General features: G+C 64.1%; 18 protein-coding genes. 8 read left to right on the plus strand and 10 right to left on the minus strand.

The genetic code is table 11. From position 1 onward, the window contains the following. The first annotated feature begins 27 nt into the window (after positions 1–27). Positions 28–465, plus strand: coding sequence for an Lrp/AsnC family transcriptional regulator (locus tag CH278_RS19285; RefSeq protein WP_027496454.1), 438 nt, complete (start codon positions 28–30; stop codon positions 463–465). Here the strand turns inward: CH278_RS19285 and CH278_RS19290 are convergent. Together CH278_RS19290 and CH278_RS19295 are read right to left on the minus strand one after the other, a co-directional pair. Then, entirely contained in the window at positions 437–3151 is a 2715-nt protein-coding gene (locus CH278_RS19290; protein ID WP_094622631.1) for a molybdopterin-dependent oxidoreductase, read from the minus strand. The genes CH278_RS19285 and CH278_RS19290 overlap by 29 nt on opposite strands. Next, on the minus strand, positions 3148–3960 hold the full coding sequence (locus tag CH278_RS19295; RefSeq protein ID WP_094622632.1) for an FAD binding domain-containing protein: 813 nt from the start codon (positions 3958–3960) through the stop codon (positions 3148–3150). The genes CH278_RS19290 and CH278_RS19295 overlap by 4 nt, the downstream gene beginning before the upstream one ends. A gap of 179 nt (positions 3961–4139) precedes the next feature. On the opposite strand from CH278_RS19295, the gene CH278_RS19300 reads away from it, so the two are divergent. Further along, entirely contained in the window at positions 4140–5708 is a 1569-nt protein-coding gene (locus CH278_RS19300; RefSeq protein WP_094622633.1) for a PucR family transcriptional regulator, read from the plus strand. A gap of 7 nt (positions 5709–5715) precedes the next feature. Beyond that, positions 5716–6351, plus strand: a complete 636-nt coding sequence (locus CH278_RS19305) for a DUF2461 domain-containing protein (protein ID WP_094622634.1) — start codon at positions 5716–5718, stop codon at positions 6349–6351. 10 nt (positions 6352–6361) lie between these two features. Here CH278_RS19305 and pucL read toward each other — a convergent pair whose 3' ends face one another. Genes pucL through uraD (CH278_RS19325) form a run of 4 tightly spaced genes read right to left on the minus strand, consistent with a single transcriptional unit; the run spans position 6362 to position 10025 of the window. Continuing rightward, positions 6362–7282, minus strand: a complete 921-nt coding sequence (gene pucL / locus CH278_RS19310) for a factor-independent urate hydroxylase (RefSeq protein ID WP_094622635.1) — start codon at positions 7280–7282, stop codon at positions 6362–6364. A 1-nt stretch (position 7283) separates the two neighbouring features. Beyond that, positions 7284–7610 carry a hydroxyisourate hydrolase gene (gene uraH, locus CH278_RS19315; RefSeq protein WP_032366655.1) on the minus strand — a complete coding sequence of 109 codons (327 nt, stop codon included), beginning with the start codon at positions 7608–7610 and terminating at the stop codon, positions 7284–7286. After that, positions 7607–8110, minus strand: coding sequence for a 2-oxo-4-hydroxy-4-carboxy-5-ureidoimidazoline decarboxylase (uraD, locus tag CH278_RS19320; RefSeq protein WP_027496461.1), 504 nt, complete (start codon positions 8108–8110; stop codon positions 7607–7609). The genes uraH and uraD (CH278_RS19320) overlap by 4 nt, the downstream gene beginning before the upstream one ends. Before the next feature lie 10 nt (positions 8111–8120). Then, on the minus strand, positions 8121–10025 hold the full coding sequence (gene uraD / locus CH278_RS19325) for a 2-oxo-4-hydroxy-4-carboxy-5-ureidoimidazoline decarboxylase (protein WP_027496462.1): 1905 nt from the start codon (positions 10023–10025) through the stop codon (positions 8121–8123). A 177-nt stretch (positions 10026–10202) separates the two neighbouring features. On the opposite strand from uraD (CH278_RS19325), the gene CH278_RS19330 reads away from it, so the two are divergent. Then, on the plus strand, positions 10203–10736 hold the full coding sequence (locus CH278_RS19330; RefSeq protein WP_094622647.1) for a nucleotidyltransferase family protein: 534 nt from the start codon (positions 10203–10205) through the stop codon (positions 10734–10736). A gap of 155 nt (positions 10737–10891) precedes the next feature. On the opposite strand, the gene CH278_RS19335 is transcribed toward CH278_RS19330, so the two are convergent. After that, on the minus strand, positions 10892–11398 hold the full coding sequence (locus CH278_RS19335; RefSeq protein ID WP_032370682.1) for an alpha/beta hydrolase: 507 nt from the start codon (positions 11396–11398) through the stop codon (positions 10892–10894). A gap of 232 nt (positions 11399–11630) precedes the next feature. On the opposite strand from CH278_RS19335, the gene CH278_RS19340 reads away from it, so the two are divergent. Genes CH278_RS19340 through CH278_RS19355 form a run of 4 tightly spaced genes read left to right on the plus strand, consistent with a single transcriptional unit; the run spans position 11631 to position 14119 of the window. Then, positions 11631–12032 carry a VOC family protein gene (locus tag CH278_RS19340; RefSeq protein ID WP_032370683.1) on the plus strand — a complete coding sequence of 134 codons (402 nt, stop codon included), beginning with the start codon at positions 11631–11633 and terminating at the stop codon, positions 12030–12032. A 5-nt stretch (positions 12033–12037) separates the two neighbouring features. Continuing rightward, positions 12038–12679: a class I SAM-dependent DNA methyltransferase gene (locus CH278_RS19345; protein ID WP_230591645.1), complete on the plus strand. Its 642-nt coding sequence runs from the start codon at positions 12038–12040 to the stop codon at positions 12677–12679. 27 nt (positions 12680–12706) lie between these two features. Beyond that, positions 12707–13534, plus strand: a complete 828-nt coding sequence (locus tag CH278_RS19350) for a hypothetical protein (protein ID WP_094622636.1) — start codon at positions 12707–12709, stop codon at positions 13532–13534. Positions 13535–13549: 15 nt separating this feature from the next. After that, positions 13550–14119, plus strand: coding sequence for an AAA family ATPase (locus CH278_RS19355; protein ID WP_256987103.1), 570 nt, complete (start codon positions 13550–13552; stop codon positions 14117–14119). Positions 14120–14129: 10 nt separating this feature from the next. Here the strand turns inward: CH278_RS19355 and CH278_RS19360 are convergent, their stop codons facing one another. From CH278_RS19360 to CH278_RS19370, 3 genes are all read right to left on the minus strand, one after another. Further along, positions 14130–14816 carry a haloacid dehalogenase type II gene (locus CH278_RS19360; protein WP_094622637.1) on the minus strand — a complete coding sequence of 229 codons (687 nt, stop codon included), beginning with the start codon at positions 14814–14816 and terminating at the stop codon, positions 14130–14132. Continuing rightward, the gene (locus tag CH278_RS19365; RefSeq protein ID WP_027496469.1) at positions 14813–15229 is read right to left on the minus strand and encodes a DUF1707 SHOCT-like domain-containing protein; all 417 of its coding nucleotides are present in this window, start codon (positions 15227–15229) and stop codon (positions 14813–14815) included. The genes CH278_RS19360 and CH278_RS19365 overlap by 4 nt, the downstream gene beginning before the upstream one ends. An 83-nt stretch (positions 15230–15312) precedes the next feature. Next, positions 15313–15730: acetyl-CoA carboxylase biotin carboxyl carrier protein subunit (locus CH278_RS19370; protein ID WP_143536278.1), on the minus strand; the 418-nt coding region annotated here is incomplete at its 5' end.

Here is a 15730-nt window from a genome sequence, read left to right on the forward strand (position 1 = left end):
GGCGGGGATCTGAGCTAGATTGCGCACGTGAGTGAAAACCTCGATCGCGTCGACCGCCTGATCGTCGACGAATTGATCTCGGACGGCCGCGCGACGTTGGCGACGTTGGCAGAGAAGGCGTCTCTGTCCGTGTCGGCTGTTCAGTCGCGAGTTCGACGCCTGGAGTCGCGACGAGTCATTCGCGGGTACACGGCGCAGGTCGATCCCGAAGCTCTGGGGCGTCCGTTGTCGGCGTTCGTCGCGATCACTCCGATCGATCCAGCTCGGCCGGACGACGCCCCCGCACGACTGAAGCATCTGACCGCCATCGAGTCGTGTCACTCGGTTGCCGGCGAGGAGAGCTACGTCCTGATGGTGCGCGTCGAGTCGCCGCGCGCCCTCGAACATCTACTGCAGGAAATTCGCGCCACGGCGCACGTGCAGACGCGCAGCACGATCATTCTGCAGACGTTCTACGATCGTTGACCGCTCGCCAGACGCGGTCCGAGGACATGGGCAAGTGGTGCAAGCGCACTCCCACCGCGTCACGGATCGCGTTGGCCAGTGCGGGGGCGACGGGGTTGTACGGTGACTCGCTCATCGACTTCGCGCCGAACGGGCCCAATCGGTCGTAGGTGTCCGCGAACAGCACCTGGGTTCGTGGAATGTCGGCGAACTGGGGGACGTGGTAGCTACGAATGGAGTCGGTGGTGATTCGCCCCGCACCGTCGGTGCGCATCTCCTCGTACAGTGCGCTTCCGATGGCCTGCGCGACACCGCCTTCGACCTGACCCCGGCACTGCTGCGGGTTCATCACAGTGCCTGCGTCGGCGCTCTGCACCGACTGGAGGATCGCGACCGTACCGGTCGCTTCGTCGACCGCCACCCGAAATGCCTGCACATTGAACGCCAGTGATCGCGGGAGTCCGCCGCTGTTGCCGTTCGCCGTCAACGTGCCGCCCGCCGATGCCAGTACGTCGTCCAACGGGACGAAGCGATCTCCGCACCGCACCCCCTCGGGCCCCAACGTGCAGTCCGAAGGGCGGCGCCCGGACGCGGAGGCGGCGACCTCGACGATGCGGGCCGACAACCCGCGCACCGCCGCGTAGAGCGCCTTGCCTGCCACCACAGTTCCCGCCGAGCCGAACGCACCGGTGTCGTAGGTGACCGACTCGGTATCGGACTGCACGACGCGGATACGGTCGACCGACGTACACAGCTCGCTGGCCGCGATCTGGGTGTGGACGGTGGTGGTCCCGTTTCCGAACTCCGCTGTTCCGACGCGTATCTCGTAGCCGCCCTCGGGCAGCAGCGACGCGGTGGCCTCGGCGCGGTGGCCACGGGGCGGAATGGTGGCGATCATGGCCACCGCCATTCCCTCACCGATCATCCAGCCGGGCGGCGCAGGCTCGCCGTTGCCTTGCCTGATGGCGTTCTCGGCGAGGTCGATGCACTGATCGAGACCGTAGCTGCCGAATTGCAGGTCATCGCCTTCGAGGTGCGCGGCGACGATCACGTCGCCGGGAACGATGACGTTGCGGCGGCGGAACTCGAACGGGTCGATATCGAGCTCTCGGGCGAGATCGTCGATGGCCGATTCGATCGCGAACATGACCTGCCCCAGTCCGTAGCCGCGGAAGGCACCCGATGGAATGTTGTTGGTGTACACGGTCTTCGCGTCGACCCGCTTGTTGGCGCACCGGTAGATCGCAACCGATTCGCCGCACCCGTGAAACATCACTCCGGCACTGTGATTGCCGTACGCCCCGGCGTCGGTCAGCACGTCGATCGACAGTGCGGTCAACACGCCGTCGGCGCTCGCGGCGGCGGTGACGTCGACGCGAAACGGGTGTCGGCACGGTGCGACCGTGAACTCGTCCGTGCGGGTGAACTCGAACTGCACCGGCCGACCGGTCCGCAGAACGGCCAGGGCGACGACGTCCTCGGTCAGTAGTTCCTGTTTGCCGCCGAACCCGCCACCCACCCGTGCGGTGAACACGCGGACACGATCCCGGGGGAGGCCGAAGATCTCGCATATTTCGTCGCGCACCAGGTAGGGAACCTGGGTGCTGGTGCGCAGATGAAGCCGGCCGCCGGCGTCCAGCCAACCGATGGTGCCGTGAGTTTCCAAGTGCACGTGCTGAATTCTCTGAGTCGTCCATCGGCCGGTGACCACCGCTGCTGCATCACGTACCGCGGCGTCGACGTCACCGGTGCTGCCGTGCAGTTCGGCCACCAGGTTTCGGGACGGGTCGGCGATCCGAGCCGCTGCGTCCTTGTCGCCGTGGATCTTCGGTGCGTCCGGGGCGAGTGCCGACTCGGGGTCGAACACGGCGGGTAGCACCTCGTACTCGACGATGAGGGCGCGGCAGCCCGCCTGTGCGGCGGCGATCGACTCCGCGACCACGATCGCCACACGTTGGCCGATGAACCGGACGACGGTGTCGAGTACCCGGGTGTCGTCGGGGTCGTCGACGCGGCTGTCGTGTCTGGCCGTGGAAAATGCCACCGCCGGGCTGTCTTTCGAGGTGAGCACCAGCTGCACGCCCGGAACCTGCTCCGCGGCCGTGGTATCGATGGAGACGATCCGCGCGTGGGCATGCGGACTGCCGAGAACGCTGGCGTGCAGCAGCCCGGGCGGGGAGTGATCGAGCGTGTACGGCTCGGTTCCGGTGACTATCCGTGTGCTTGCGGGCGCTTCGAGCGAACGTCCGCATGCCGGACCGTCTGCTACCTTCTCGGTGTTGACCACCCCGCACACGGCATCGGAAATGGCGCGATACCCGGTGCAGCGACACAGGTTTCCCTTCAATTTTGCCGGCAGCTCGTCCCTGTCTTCCGTGGTCAGGGTCGACGCGGTCACGACCATCCCCGCCGTACAGAACCCGCATTGGAATCCGGCGGCCTCGACGAACCGGCGCTGCATCGGGTGCAGATCCTGCGGGGTGCCGAGCCCGGCCACGGTGGTGACGGACCTGTCGGCCGCGCGGTAGGCGGGAAATATGCACGAGTGCACCGGTTCTCCGTCGACGAGGACCGTGCATGCGCCGCAGTCACCGGCGTCGCAGCCCTTCTTGACGTCGAAACGGTCGTGTTCGCGGAGCAAAGTGCGCAGACATTGACCCGGTCGCGGGGCAACCTCGGTCGGTACGCCGTTGATGTCGACGATCATGACAGCTCCTCACGAATGGACTGCGCCGCAGCGCAACTGATGTGTCGACGCCAATCCGGCGCACCATGGGGATCGTCGTACCAGTGCTGCGGACCGATAGTGTCGGCAAGGGCGTCGTCGAGCTCGTGCGCCGTCGGTACGGCCGAAAACCGAAGCACGAACGGACGAACGGTCGACGCGGTGACGGTCAACACGAATGTGCCGTCGGGGTCGACGCGTCCTATCACCACCGCCGCCGATCGGCCGAGAGGCGAGAGCGACAGCGTGCGCATCGCCGTTCTCGACTCGAGGGCGTGCCGCGGAACGTATATGCTGCGCAGCACATCCCCGGGTCGGAGCACCGTGGTCTGGGGGCCGACGACCAGCTGGTCGATAGGCAGACGGTAGTCGTGCTCGGGGCCGTGTGCCGACCACACCTCTGCGACGCCGTCCAGGGCGGCAGTCAACGAGATCATGGCTCCGGCAGGCAGGGCGAGCGCTACGTTTCCGCCGACTGTGGCCGTCTTCCAGATCTTGAACGAGGCCAGCAGGGCGGCTGCACACCGAGGGAACAAGGTGGTTGCGGGGAAGGCGGACTCGAATCGAGCCAGAGTCTCGATCGTGCACGTCGCTGCGATCCCGAGTCCGTTCTCGTCGACGATCAACGGCTCCCATCCCAGGGCCGTGATGTCGATCAGGGTGGTCAGGTGGTCCTGTTTCTCCGAGAACAGCCACGTGCCGCCCGCAACTACCGCGGCGTCCGCGCTGCCCGGCGGCAGATCCGCACGCGAGCGGGGAAGCAGAACACGATCGACAGTGCCGAGATCCATGGCTTCGTTCACCTCATTCTCGCCGGCCCGGATTCACCGCCCGGTGCGCCTTCTCGAACTGTAGTGACTTTCTGTTACCGATCTCGGTGCTCACGCGATACGCCCGAAACTCGGCGGAAACAACCCGCGCTTATCTTTGCCTCCGGCACGGCCGAACACACGAGGCGGGAGGTTCAGCGATGTACGTCGGAGACCTACTCGATGCCTCGCACCTGGGCATCCGATTGCTCACCTCCGATCGCGACGCCCTCGGACGTACCCTGCGGTGGACGTTCACCACCGACCTACCCGACCCGTCCCGATACATCGCGGGCGGCGAGTTGGTCATCACCGGACTCGTATGGCGGCGCACGCCCGACGACAGCGAAGTGTTCGTTCGATCGGTGGCCGAATCCGGTGCGACGGCATTGGCCGCGGGGGAGGGGTTGCTCGGACACATTCCGCTCGATCTCGTCGACGCATGCGAGCGACACGGTCTGCCGCTCCTCGCTGTTCCCGACACCGTGTCGTTCGGTGCGGTCACCGAGTTTCTCGTCGGCCGGGTCACCGGTGATCGCATTGCCTCGCTGAACAATTCGCTCGTGCGCCAACGCCAGTTGCTCACCGCGGTCGCCGACGGCAGAGCCCTCGACGAACTGGCACTGCACATCTCCAGAGAAACGGGAATGGCGTGTCTGATCTACACCGCCACCGGGCGTCGGTTGGTCACCGAGGCATCTGCTTTGTCCGACGCAGATGTCGACACCTTGACGCACGCGGCACTCTCGTCCGAAACGCTTCCTACGACAACCGTTCTCGCTGATGGATCGACCTACAGTGTCTTCGGCGTCGGGCCATCGCTCGTACAGCGCACCACGCGATGGTTCCTGGCTGTGGCCGGAGCCATGGATTCGTTCTCTCCCGACGTCTCCGAGGCGTTCGGGCAACTCGCAGCCATCGCCGCGCTCGATCGTGCCCGGCGTGAAGAAGGACGTCTGGTACGGCGTGAGATCGCAGATCAGGCGGTGGCGTTGATCGAACACGACAGCACCGGATTCGAGGCACTGACGAGGCTGCGCCAGGCAGGAGTCGACCCCGACAGGCCACTCGTCGTCGTCAGAGTTGCCCACAGCGGTCGCGTCGACCTGCGAGAGATGCTCCGATCCGTCGTCGGTGACACCCTGACCTCCTTCGGCGGTGGGTGTGTCGGATGCAGCGCGCACGGCGACATCGTCGCTGTCGTCAATACCGACGACATACTTTTCGCGCAGACCATCCGCATTCGGCTGTCCCGGTTGCGCTCCGGGATCGGACCCAGCCGAATCCATGTGGGCGTGAGCGCCGTGGCCACCGGGCTGACCATCGACGGCGCACTGAGGTCGGCTCGTCACGCTCTCGAACTCAGCAGGCAGGGATCCGCGGCGGTGACGGTCACCGCAGGCACCAAGCCGACCTCGGCAGTATCGATGATGTCGGCGCTTCCCGACGACGTACGAAAATCGTTCGTCGAGCATGTCCTCGCGCCGCTGCTCGAGCACGACCGACGCACCGACGCCGACCTGACCGACACGCTGCGGGAGTTTCTGGCCAACGGAGGGTCCTGGCATCGAACCGCAGAGTCGATGCACGTCCATCTCAACACCGTCCGGTATCGCATCAAACGCGTGGAGGAACTGCTGGGGCGAGATCTCGGCTCCACTGCGGACAGACTGGATGTCTACCTCGCCCTGCAATCCATGCCTCGGGCGTCGGCCCACGGCGCTGCATAATGGGGAAATGACTGCAGGCTTCACCGGAATCCCCTTCACCGCCCTGGACTTCTACGAAGACCTCGAAGCCGACAACAGCAAACTCTGGTGGAACGAACACAAGGACGTCTACGACAGTGCCGTCAAGGCACCGATGACCGCGTTGCTGGCGTACCTGGAACCCGAATTCGGTAGCGCCAAACTGTTTCGGCCGTACCGGGACGTTCGATTCTCGAAAGACAAGACCCCGTACAAGAGTCACCAGGGCGGGTTCGTCGCACGGGGCGACACCCTCGGCTACTACGTCCAGATCGATCCCGCCGGATTGTTCGTCGCAGGCGGCTTCTACAACAGCTCCCCGGACTCGATCGCGCGTTTCCGCAAGACCGTCGACGACGACGTACGCGGAGCCGAACTCGAGACGCTACTGGCCACTCTGACGAAATTCGGGTTCGAGATCGGCGGCGACACGCTCAAGACCAAGCCGCGGGGCTACGAGGTCGATCATCCGCGCATCGATCTGCTGCGGCACAAGACGTTGACTGCCGGCAAGCATTTCGGCTCACCCGCGTGGCTCGAAAGCCCCAAGGCAGCAACGAAAGTACGCGACGCCTGGCGTGCTCTGAGCCCGCTGGTGGAATGGTCTGCGGCACTGCACACGTGAGCGCAATGCGTTACCCGACGACGGAGTATGTGCGCCAGGCACTTCCGGCGTCCGGAGCGTCCTCTCGTTCGACCGTTGCCTGAATCAGACCGTAGGGCCGATCGTCGGCGTTGAACACCTCCAGGTTGTTCTCGATGCCGAACTTGCCCAAGTCGTAGACGAAGTGGTGCTTGTTGGGGGCCGACATCGAGATCTCGGCAATGAACGGATACTTCTCCAGTACCGCCTCGCCCATGGCGTACAGGGTCTGCTGAAGAGCCAGCGACTGCAGGTTGGCGAATCGCTCGATCATCGCGGCCTTGACGCCCGCGTACACCGCATCCCACTCGATATCGGTTGTGGTGTAGCGCCACTGCGCTGTCAGCGACGTCGCCATCACTCGGTCGGTCGTGGGCTCGAGAATCGTCAGATCGTCCTCGAGGAAGCCGTGGAACTCCGAACCCGTCGACTTGAGAATCACCATCTCCTTGAAACCGCTGACGACCCAGGTTCGCTGCGCCTCGCCCTTACCCTCGACCGTGACGGCCGAGGTGCGAATTTCCTCGCCCTTGCGGGTCCACGTGTGGTCGTGCTCGACGCCGTCGACGACCGCACGCGCCCAGGCGTACTCCTCGAGTTCGATACGGGCACCGTCGACGGGCGCGACGTCGTCGACGTAGTGACGGGCGAGGTCGAGCCCGTAGCTCTCCAGGTGGAGCAGACCCTTGGTCTTGGCATACGCGTACGCGGTCTGCTTCTGGGTGTCGGTGGGCAGAACGGCGGACTGATCGCCGGCCAGGTGTGCGGCAGAGAAATCGCCACGCAGCGCACTCGATACGTTGATGTCGTGAATCTCGTGTCGCGGAGAATCTCGATAGATCCGCACCACCCGGTTCTCGGCTTTGCCGTACTGATTGGCTCCCAGAACGATCTTTCCGGTCAGGTCGGTCATGTCAGCTCCCGCGGTAGGTCGAATATGCGAAGGGGGACAACAACAACGGCACGTGATAGTGGGCGTCGGGGTCGGTGACGGTGAAGGAGACGGACACCTCGGGGTAGAAGCTCGGGGTCGAGGTCGCCTCGAAATACGATTCCGTGTCGAACGAGAGCCGGTACACGCCCGGTTCGACAGGTCCGGGAATCACCTCACCGATGCGGCCGTCTCCGTCGGTGGTGGCTGTCGATATCTCGCCCTGTTCGGAATGGAACAGCCGCACGCGCATGCCGACCGCCGGTGTACCGGCCGTGGCGTCGAGCACGTGCGTGGACAGCCCGGTCACTGCGTCGGTCCCAGCACGCGGCCGAGGCGAATTCGGTTGATCTTGGCCAGTTCCACGCGGAGCACCCGTCTTTCGGTTTCGGCATCGTTGTCGAGCCTCTCCTCGAGGATAGCGAGCAACTCCTCGGCCGACCTGCCGGTCGCGCACACCAGATACACGTGCCCGAACTTGTCTTCGTACGCGCGGTTTCCCGCCGCCAGCTTCTCGCGTACTTCGGTGCCCGCAGTGGTCACTGCGGCCTGCTCACGCTTCGACGACGGGTTGTCCGCAGTGCCCCCGATCCGGGGATGGCCGTCGAGTGCATGATCTATCTCGGCCTCCGGCAGCTCGGCAAGTACCCGATCTGCTCTGTCCAACAAAGAGTCTCGGCTGGCGAACGGTCTACCCTGGGCGACTCGACGGGCCCAGATCGAGGACGCGCAGCACTCGAACAGTGCATGCATCGCCTGTCGATCGGAGAGCTTGTTGAACCCGTCGAGTCCTATCCATTCGTGCAGCACATCTCGCTCGCTATCTGAAGTCGTTGATCCGGCCGAACCGCGCGGCCGCGATGGGGTTGGCGTCCGCAACCAGATCGTCGAACCGATAGTTCGCGATCTTGGCGATTTCGATCATCGCGAAAGATCGCTCCGCCGACGGCGCATTCTCCACCCGCGACCATCCGTTGGCCAGAACCCGATCGTAGCGTTCGGTCTCTCGGGCACAGATCACCAACGGGAATCCGAAGTGTCGCCGATACTCGGCGGCGAGCTGAACGATGTTCTCGTGTTCGTCCTCCTCGAGGTTGGACAATCCGACGTGATCGGCAGCGTTGAGGGTGCCCGTCGCATCCTCGCTGCCGAGGTCGGGGTAGCTGTTGATCAGCTCGATCTGTTCCTCGGTGGTTCCGGCCAACAAGGCTTCCTGGAATGCCTCACGCAGACCGTGGGCGTCGGCGAACGGGCGCTGCTGATACGCACGCTCGACGACCCACGGGGTGCCCTGCACCAGACCGCCGAACGTGGCGGCGAACTCCTCGGCCGACATCTCGTTGACCCGGTCGAGGGTGATACCTGCACCCGGACCGCCGGCCACGGCCTGACCACGATTTCCGATGTGGAAGAACAGCACGTTGAGGACGATGGCAGAGACGGCGCCCAGGACGATTCCGCTGCCGAACAGCATCTCGAGCCAATCCGGTACGCCCTGCGAAACGGTGGGTTGGATGGTGACGAGCATCGCCAGTCCGAGACTGGTGGCGACGATGATCAAGTTGCGATGGTCGGTGAAGTCCACCTTCGACAGAGTCTGGATTCCGACGACGGCGACCGTCGCGAACAGGGCCAGTGCGGCACCGCCCAGTACCGGTGGCGGGATGGAGGCGACGACGGCCGCCGTCTTCGGCAGCAGACCGAGCAGAATCATGATGCCGCCCGCGCTGGCGACCACCCACCGACTACGCACACCGGTCAGTCGGACCAGGCCGACGTTCTCCGAGAATGCCGTGTACGGGAACGAGTTGAACGTGCCGCCGATGACGGTGGCGACTCCATCGGCCCGCAGCGTGGCAGCGATGTCGTCCTTCTTGATGCGCTTGCCGACGATCTCACCCGTCGCATACACACTGCCGGTGGTTTCGACCGCGATGATGAGCATGACGACGATCATCGAAATGATGGCAACGACACTGAATTTGGGCACACCGAACAGGAAGGGCTGGGTGAATCCGACCCACGATGCTTCCGCGGTGCCGTCGAAGTTCATGTCCCCCAACACGAATGCGACGGCACTGCCGATGACCAGACCGAGCAAGACGGCGATGGTGGCCATGAAGCCCTTGAAGAACCGTTGGATCAGCACGATGATCAGCAGCGTTCCGATCGCGTACGCCATCCATCGACCGTTGGTCGGATCCTGTTCGTGTGTCGCAGGATTGGTCACCGCGTCGTTGACCGCTACCGGCAGCAACGCGACACCGATGATCGTGATGACGGTTCCGGTCACCACCGGTGGGAAGAAGCGCAGCAGCCTACTGAAGTACGGTGCCATGAAGAACGTGACCAGACCGGCGACGATGACGGCACCGTAGACGTACAGCAACCCCTCGGTGCCGCCGCCGTTGGCCAGTGCGATCGCGATCACCGGCGACACACCGGCAAACGTGACGCCCTGCAGAAGTGGGAGCCGGACACCGATCTTCCAGAACCCGACCGACTGAATGATCGACGCGATACCGCAGGTGAACAGGTCCGCGTTGATGAGATGGATCAGCTGTTCGTTGGTCAGCCCGATTGCACTGCCGATGATGATCGGTACGAGAACGGCACCGGCGTAGAACGCGACCACGTGTTGAAACCCGTACGCGGCCAATTTGGGAACAGGAAGCACTTCGTCGACGGGATGGACGCGCTTGCGTGTGATGGGCTTGACGGACATCGGTGGGCACCTCGCGGACGCAACAGGGTGGATTCCTGCGACGCTGCAGGAGAAGTGCACCAAGAATCGGTCATTGCGACCGCTGCCGCCAGTCGAGCGAGCACAAAGTTTCCGCCGCGCTCGAGGCGCGTGTTGTGCGATCATCCAACATTCGGCAGGACGACAGAAGGAGTGACGATGTCCGACGCTGTCGTGGGAGTGGTCCTGGCTGCAGGTGCCGGAACGCGATACGGATCGCCCAAAGTGCTCGCTCACGACGGGTTGTGGCTTCGCACGGCCGTGCAGGCACTGACCGATGGTGGTTGTGACCAGGTGATCGTTGTGCTGGGCGCGGCCGACGTCACTGTGCCCGATGGCGCGACCGCAGTACACGCTCCCCACTGGGAGCAGGGAATGAGCGCATCCTTCTCCGCCGGCTTGGCGGCCGCATCGGACGCGGAGTACGTGGTGGTTCACGTGGTCGACACACCCGACGTCGGACCGGAGGTCGTCCACGCCGTTCTCGACGCCGCACCGCGGACGGGTCTGGCCAGGGCCGTGTTCGACGGCCGCCCAGGTCACCCGGTCGTTCTGGCGCGTCGACACCTCGAGGCAGCTGCGGCATCGGCGTCGGGAGACTCGGGGGCGCGGGAGTTCTTGCGGGGGAGGGACGACGTGATCGCCGTCGAATGTTCGCAGTGGGCAACGGGAATCGACCACGACTACCGGTGAGCGGACGCCTCTCGTCCACTCGGGACTGGACTCTACGAAGGCGCTGTGTCCGGTGCACGGTGAGCGGACACCCAGTCTGCATGTGCGACCGAGCCCGCCTCCTCATCGACTACGAGGACCGGAGCCAGTAGAAGCGTCCCCGCGGGGACGCTCGGTCAAAGGACCTCGGCGGCAATGGCGTCGATCATGCCGTCGAACTGATGACCACCGGTCGGGAACTCGACCACCGTCGCCGACGGGAGCGCCTTCGAGTTCAGCGCCAGATGAGAAATGGGAACCACGTCGTCGTCTCGGCAGTGGACGAGCATCAGGTCGGTCTCGGGCTCTCGGTCGGTGAACGCGTAGTCGGCGATGTCCCACCCACGCGGAGTCCAGTCCGGCATCGCCAACAGAATGGCCCGCGCGGGCCATTCCCGGCGATGTTCTGTCAAGACCCTGACGAGGATCGATGCGCCGAAGGAATGCGCAATCACCGCATCGTCGGGTCCGAGTCGGTCCAGGTGCTGCCTAACCGGTTCGGCCCAGTCCTCGAAACCCATGGCGGTGTCGGACAGCTCCGGCATCCGAAGTTCGAGACGCAGAGCTCCAGCCAACCCGTGCGCCAGCTCCGCGTCGTCGACGAATCCGCCGGCACCGTGAACGAACAGAAGTCGACCGACCATGCGGGGTTCCTCTCCTCGGCAATGCTGTCACTGAAGAAGACCGGTGCTCGCCCGTGAATTCACCGGTCGACACACCATCCTGTCGTGCGCGTTTTGCGTACCCCGGGGTACGCAAAACGCGCACAAAGGGTTGACGCACCACAGTGCCTCGTGGAACCATCTGGCGCAGCGTCGCGTGTCGATGACGGACTGCGTCAGGCATGGAGGCGTCGTACTGCCCAGGAGGCAGCGCATGTCCATTTCGTTCGATCACACCATCATCGTTGCGAAGAGCAGTTCCGATTCTGCTGCGTTCTTTCGCGAGCTGTTCGCTCTCCCGGAGGCGCCGTCATGGGGGCCGTTCGTCAACGTCCAACTCACCGACGGCACGCTCGTTCAGTTCGCCGAGCCCCCCTTCGACGATATTCAGTGTCAGCACTATGCCTTTCGGGTCAGTGACGATCTGTTCGACGCGGCCTACACCAGGCTGGTCGACCGCGGCGTCGAGCACTGGGCCGATCCTCGGATGACCGAACCCGGCACTGTCAACACCGACCACGGTGGCCGCGGAGTGTACTTCCGCGACCCGACCGGGCACTTCTTCGAGATGCTGACGCACTCCTACCTGTCGACGCCGGGTGAGCCGGTACCGTAGCCACTGTGACCGAGCAGCAGCATGTTTCGATGACGAGGGCCGCCTACGACACCGTTGCCGAGAGCTACGCCGACCTGGTTCGCGACGAACTCGACGGGCGACATCTCGAGCACGGACTGTTGGCGACATTTGCGGACCGAGTGTCGAGCGGCGACGTTCTCGAAGTGGGATGCGGAACCGGCCGCATCACCGAACATTTGCACTGCCTCGGCGTCGACGTAGCAGGAATGGATCTGTCGCCCAACATGATCGAGGTCGCGCGGCGCGAACACCCACACCTGCGATTCGAGGTCGGATCGATGGAGGAATTGGAGGCGGGGGACAGCACCCTGGCGGGGATCGTCGCCTGGTACTCGATCATCCACACGCCTCCGCACCAATTGTCGACGATATTCGCCGAATTGCATCGGGTGCTGGTGCCGGAAGGTCTGCTGCTGTTGGCATTTCAAGCAGGCAACGAGCGAGTCCGACTCGAGCAGGCGTACGGACACTCGGTCTCGTACGACGCATACCGACTCGACCCGGACGCGGTCGCGGGCATGCTCGTCGAGGCGAACTTCGAGGTGGACGTCCGCGTGCATCGAGCTCCGATGGGATACGAGTCGACATCGCAGGCATTTCTGTTGGCCCGCAAGCGAACATCGTGACGTCTCGAGACCGGTAGGATCTGCCCGATGTGCGCACCCCGTCCACGCGTTCTGTTCGTGACCGACTTGGCGTATGTGTCGAGGGGCCGACGTTACTGCGACGAAGACATCTTCTTGTCTTCGCAGCTTCGTGAGTGGGTCGACATCGCGCTGTGTCACCCGCTCGATGCGCTGGCACTGATGGATGGATTCGATGCTGTCGTTATCCGGAACTCCGGACCTGTGCCGGGATACCAGGAAGCGTTCGACGCGTTTGCTCGCCATGCGCGCGAGAACGGCACGAAGGTTTTCACCCAGCTGACCGGCAAAGGCGACCAGAGAGGAAAGCAGTACCTGGTCGATCTTTTCGCAGATGGTTTTCCGGTCATACCTACCGTCGACGATCCGCGGGGCGTCTCGCGCTTACCCGAGGTGAATACCTATGTGGTGAAACCGAAATGGGGTGCCGACTCGATCGGCATGCGTCAGATCGGACGCGCCGAACTGTCGGAAGTCGAGCCGGGCACATTGATTCAGCCGCGGATCGATTTTGTCTACGAAGTGTCGTTCTACTTCATCGGCCGCACAGTGCAATACGCCCTGTACGCCCCGGACCCCGGCCGACGTTGGGAGTTGGAGCCGTACTCGAGTACTGCTCAGGACGAAGAGTTCGCGCAACGTTTCGTCGACTGGAACGACATCGACCACGGAATCACGAGAGTGGACGCATGCCGCACCGTCGACGGAACGCTGCTGTTGGTCGAGCTCGAAGACCTGAACCCGTACCTCTCACTCGACCGGCTGCCCGAAACGGCGCGTCGACACTTCGTGAGCAACATGGCGGACGCGATCGTAGCGCTCTGTGCTCAACCGTAGCGGGCGAAAGAAGTCGTGATTCTCGGACCGAACGACGCGGTATCGCGTCGCCCCTCGCGAATCGTGGTGGCAGGAACATCCGGTTCCGGTAAGACCACGGTGTCGGCTCGTCTCGGATCGATTCTGGGAATCGAACACATCGAGATCGACAGCCTCTATCACGGGCCTGACTGGACGCCCCGTGTCACGTTCGAGCAGGACGTGAAGGAGTTCATCGCCCGCCCGGCCTGGGTCACCGAGTGGCAGTACAGCGTTGTGCGGGATCGACTCGCCGATCGGGCCGACCTCTGCCTGTGGCTCGATCTGCCTCGTCGAACGGTGATGCGGCAGATCGTCTTCCGCACGCTCCGTCGTCGGGTCGGTCGAACAGTGCTGTGGAACGGCAACTTCGAGCCACCGCTGCATTGCATACTTTTCGATCGCGATCACATCGTCCGGTGGGCCTGGAACACGCATCGGATGACGGCCGCGCACGTTCAGCAACTGAACATGCGCCGACCGGACCTGACGATCGTGCGATTCCGATCGCACGCAGAAGTGAACAGGTGGCTGGCCGATCGACTGCTTCCGGCGGCGAGGATCTGAACTGCGTCTGTCAGCAGTTGAGTCGGTCGGCAAGGGACTCGATCGAGTCTGCGCTGTAGGTCCACTCGGCTTCGGGAGCAAGGTCGAACGTCTGCGTAGGGCCGTGTTCCAGCGGGCGAGCGACAAATGCGGTGGCGAAGCCACACTCGGCTGCGGCGGCGAGGTCGCTGTTGTGGGCGGCAACCATCATGCACTCGTCGGGACGGAGCCCGAGGATGTCCGCGGTATGCAGGTAGGCGTCGGGCATGGGCTTGTACGCCTGCACCGGTTCTGCGCCGAGGATGGCGTCCCAGGGAAGGCCGGCATTCTTGGCCATGTCCAGCAGCAGAGAGATGTTGCCGTTCGAGAGCGGTGCTACGACGAACTCGGTGCGCAGCCGCGTGAGCCCGGGAACGGAATCGGGCCACGGCTCCAGTCGATGCCACGCGAAATTGAGTGCGGTCGTGGCGTCCGCATCCAGGTCGATCTCGAACTCGGAGAGCACCGTTCGCAGGGACTCCAGGTGCAGTACGTCCAACCGAGTGAAAGGTCGCCCACCGGACCGCACCTGTTCCATGGCCGGTTGATAGAGGCTCCGCCACCGATCGGCAAACCGATAGCTGTCGACTCCCGGACCGCAGATTTCGGAGACCTCGCGGGCGATGCTCGTGCGCCAATCGACGACGGTGCCGAAGACGTCGAACAGCAGCGCTTTCAACGCTTCTTCTTCTTTTTCTTCTTGTCCGCCGGATGTCCTACCGCAGACAGGATGGCTCCGGCCAGCGGAATGAGAAGGAAGAAAAGCCACTTCTGGTCGAAATCGGTGAGAAAGAACAGAGCAAGTGATCCGAAGATGACGATCGGCATCACCACTGCAGCCCAATCGATTCCGCGGTCCTTCACGGCCGGTGCGTCGGTGCCGGATCGAGCGACCGACGCAGTGCCGGACGCGGCAGGGAGGTCGACGAATACCGATTCGAGCTGTCCACGCGTCGTCGCGGATGCGATTGTGGCACTGCGCTCGTCGAATTCGGGAACCGTCAGGCGGCCCTCGCTGAAGTGCTGACCCAGCACATCGAGGGCCTTCTCCCGATCAGCGGTACCGATACGTATTTCCGGAAGCTCGGACATTGCTACAGGGTAGCGCTATCCGCGCCGCCGTTCGATGCCGAAAGTCGCCCGGGGGTCGATCCGTTCGGCATCGAACGTCGGTGTCACTTGATTTCTGCGAGGACGGTGCCTTGGGTGATGGCGTCGCCTGCGGTGACGCTCAGGCCGGTGATGGTGCCTGCTTTGTGGGCGGTGACGGGGTTTTCCATTTTCATCGCTTCCAGGACGGCGACGAGGTCACCGGCGGCGACTTCCTGGCCTTCGTCGACGGCGACTTTGACCACGGTGCCCTGCATCGGTGCGGTCACCGAGTCACCGGATGCTGCGCCGGCTCCGGCACCGCCACGGGTGCGGGCCTTGGGCTTGCGCCGTACCGCACCGGCATTCCCGCCGCTACCACCGCCGGGGGTGAGCTCGCCCGGGAGGGAGACCTCGACGCGTCGGCCCCCGACCTCGACGATGACGGACTGCCGGGGCAGGGCCTCGTCGTCGTCGATCGGTTGCCCGGCGGTGAACGGGGGA

The organism is Rhodococcus sp. 05-2254-5 (genome assembly GCF_002258575.1).
In the GTDB taxonomy this organism is placed as follows: domain Bacteria; phylum Actinomycetota; class Actinomycetes; order Mycobacteriales; family Mycobacteriaceae; genus Rhodococcoides; species Rhodococcoides fascians.